This is a genomic window from Oleiphilus sp. HI0066 (genome assembly GCF_001635725.1).
The window spans coordinates 1-3265 of record NZ_LWFH01000580.1 but is presented as its reverse complement, the minus strand read 5'-3'; the positions used below and the strand labels follow the sequence as shown (position 1 = coordinate 3265).

Annotated in this window: 2 protein-coding genes; one reads left to right on the top strand and one right to left on the bottom strand. The window is 44.4% G+C overall.

Annotated elements, in window-relative coordinates; genetic code table 11:
- Positions 1–1678: aspartate:alanine exchanger family transporter (locus A3738_RS07725; RefSeq protein WP_068502889.1), on the top strand; the 1678-nt coding region annotated here is incomplete at its 5' end.
- Between the two features lie 568 nt (positions 1679–2246).
- On the opposite strand, the gene A3738_RS07720 is transcribed toward A3738_RS07725, so the two are convergent.
- On the bottom strand, positions 2247–3068 hold the full coding sequence (locus A3738_RS07720; protein WP_068502885.1) for an HAD family hydrolase: 822 nt from the start codon (positions 3066–3068) through the stop codon (positions 2247–2249).
- Between the last annotated feature and the right edge of the window lie 197 nt (positions 3069–3265).

The window sequence follows — 3265 nt, the reverse complement described above, 5'->3', positions numbered from 1 at the left end:
TATGGAAACCTATACGGTCTTTGAGCAATTTCTCCACTTGCTCTCAAACCAACCTGTCCTGACTCTATTCCTAATTATCGGGATTGGATATCTACTTGGCGATATCAGAATAGGGTCGTTTTCTCTCGGGCCTGTTGCAGGAGTGCTATTTGCAGGGCTTTTCCTAGGGCATTTTGGTTTTGAAATGTCACCCGGAGCCCAATCTGTGGGTTTTGCCTTATTCATTTTTTCAGTGGGATATCAAGCGGGACCAAGTTTTTTTGATGTACTCAGAACAGATGGTTTGAAGTATTTTCTTCTGGCTCTTGTGATCGCCACGACTGGTTTTGGCATCGCGATTACGGCGTCTTATATACTTGATATGTCACCTGGCACATCAGCCGGTTTGCTCTCTGGTGGTCTTACCAGTTCGCCTACACTTGCCGCCGCGCAAGAGGCGCTTAGGTCAGGCCAAGTCCTGCCACCTGAGGGGATTACAGTCGATGAGATGATCGGTAATGTTGCTACTGGTTATGCAATTACATACATCTTTGGCTTGGCTGGTCTCATTGCGATTATCAAAATGCTTCCACAACTCCTCGGGATAAATCTCGCAGCCGAGGCAAAGCGTATGGAGGAAGCCAGACAAGGTAGTGATGACTATAATATTGGTAATATCTCTGCTCGAGTTTACCGACTAACAAATGAATCTCTTACCAAAGTCCCTGTTGCGGATTTGGCTGAAAAATACTGGGACAAACGATCCGTTGTTAGAGTGCGCCGAAACGGTGAGGTCTTGGCCAGCAACCCCAACATCAGGTTACAGCTAGACGACGAAATTCTAATTCTTGGCACCGCGGAATATTTCACAGAAATTCTTGCTGATGTGGGCCAAGAAATTACTCCGGAAAAGAATACTGATGCTTTAATCGATACCGCTCAAATCGTAGTCATCAATCCTGCTATCACAGGCAAAAAACTATCAGATATCAAGTTACCCCAGCAATACGGCGTGCTGCTTAAAAAGCTTACTCGCACGCGCGTAGAAATCCCATGTGATCCCGATATTGAATTAAAAAAAGGCGACATTCTTACCGTAACTGGTTTGGGTGAATACATTGACCTGCTGGGTAAGGACCTTGGGCACGTTGAACGTGCAATGATGGAAACAGATATGGTGACCTTTTCGTTCGGGATCGCTATCGGCGTATTGATTGGCTTGTTTGCCGTTAACATTGGTAACCTCTCGATTGGACTTGGTTCCGCAGGAGGCCTACTGGCATCCGGTTTAGCAATTGGTTATCTGAGGAGTGTGAAACCTACTTTTGGACGTATGCCTGACGCAGCTAGATGGTTTTTGATGGAGTTCGGTTTATTACTATTTATGGCGGGAGTTGGACTGCGAGCCGGCGCCGACATTATCGAGACGCTTGCAGCCGCAGGCCCAACATTAATTTTAGCCGGCATCGTGGTAACAACCGTCCCCATTGCTGCTGGTTACTCATTTGGACGCTTGGTATTAAAGATCCACCCTGTTTATTTACTGGGGGGAATCACCGGTTCCATGACCAGTGGTGCATCATTGAGCGTCGTTACAAAGGCAGCAAACAGCAGCTTGCCCTCGCTTGGTTATACTGGAGCCTATGCTTTTGCAAATGTTTTACTAACAGTTGCTGGCAGTATCATACTTTATTTTTAGTTAACGAGACTTCCAAAAACGTTTCTGCAACCACCAGAAGGGAAACTCAATGCGAGTTATCCCTAAGACTTATTTTTATCCACTTTCAACAATAAGGCCGGCAAAAAGAGGAAGTTACAAATTAAGGCGATCGTGATGGTAATCTCCACCACCAGACTCACATAATGCAACTTGCAATGCTCTCCCGCACTTTTTCCTAAACTTTCAGCGAGTTCAGAATCACAGAAAAAAGGTCACAGGTCTATTTCTACAGGTCTCGTAGCGAACTTTCTTTCAAAGGTCCGCGAACCTCTTAATGCGTGCTTCAAGAGGAAAGGAGGTTTTAGGCTTGTATGCTTGCAAGACTGCTTCTCCTAGGGAGCAGGCTAAGTACAAGGCCGCTTGCTTGCGGGCACTTAATCTAAGCCTTATTCGGCGCACTCTGCAGGCTCTAAAAGCTCACCACGCAATACGTTGATGCTCTTGGGCGCTGAACTAACCTTGCATTGTTTGCCTTGAAAGGCGTGCAAGAGTATTTCGATTTGCTCGCCGTGCATTGAATAAAGTGAACACGATGATAGAAGTACAGTCAGAGTGAGAAACGTTCTCTTAAAAAGTGCGCTACGCCATCTTGATGGTGATGGCCTATAACTTCGTTGGCCAACTTTTTAATGACAGTTTTGGCGTTCTCGGGTGCATAACACTCATCTGCTAAATTAAACATTGTCTCATCGTTGTAACTGTCACCAAAACATATGACGTTGCTGGCACCTAGTTGCTCTTTTAAGGACTTCACGGCACTACCTTTGTTGGCTAATCGATGATGGACATCCATCCAACTATAATGATCGCCCTCTATAGCCGTGCCAGAGTAAGCAACTATTGAGTCAAACTCGTTAAAATACTGCCAAAGCACCTGTATCAGATTGGTATCTCCGATCATGCTGATATTGGTAACTCGGCAATGTGTTTCAAACTCAGAAAGCGGCCTGAGTTTGAGATTGCTCTTCGCGTAGTAATTATCCACGAGGTCTTTTTCAATTTGTCGTTGAAGAGTGGGATAAAAAATAGTGTGTTGATAAAGACTATCTATGGTGTTGATAAATGGAGCTACCCCTTTCGAAAGTGAAAAGTCAACAATAGTGTCAATGTCATTTTGACTGAGTAGATTATCCAAAGTTAGAGATTGGTGTTTCGGATCCCAGAGGGCTACGCCATTGCAGTAAATATGCGGCAGGTCGAAGTCATAGACATGAATAATTTGTTGGGCTGATGACATTGTTCTCCCCGTCGCCAAGGTGTGCGCAATACCTTTTTCCTTAAGCATCTGAAGAGTATCGAGAGTGAATGCAGATATTTCCGAAGATTTATTCAGTAAGGTGCCATCTAAGTCAAAAAATACTAAGTCCATTAAAGCTAGCCAAGTTCGTAAATTATAGTTACGCAGACCATCTCATTTTTGTTCACTTAGTGCAGTAATTCCCCATGATGAGCGGTTGGCTAGCGATGGGGTCATAAAATAAGGATTTCTGATATCAACATGCTGCTCGAATATAAGTAGTTTGTATTTAAAAAAGTGTACGTATTCCGTCGTGGAAACTCGTGGAT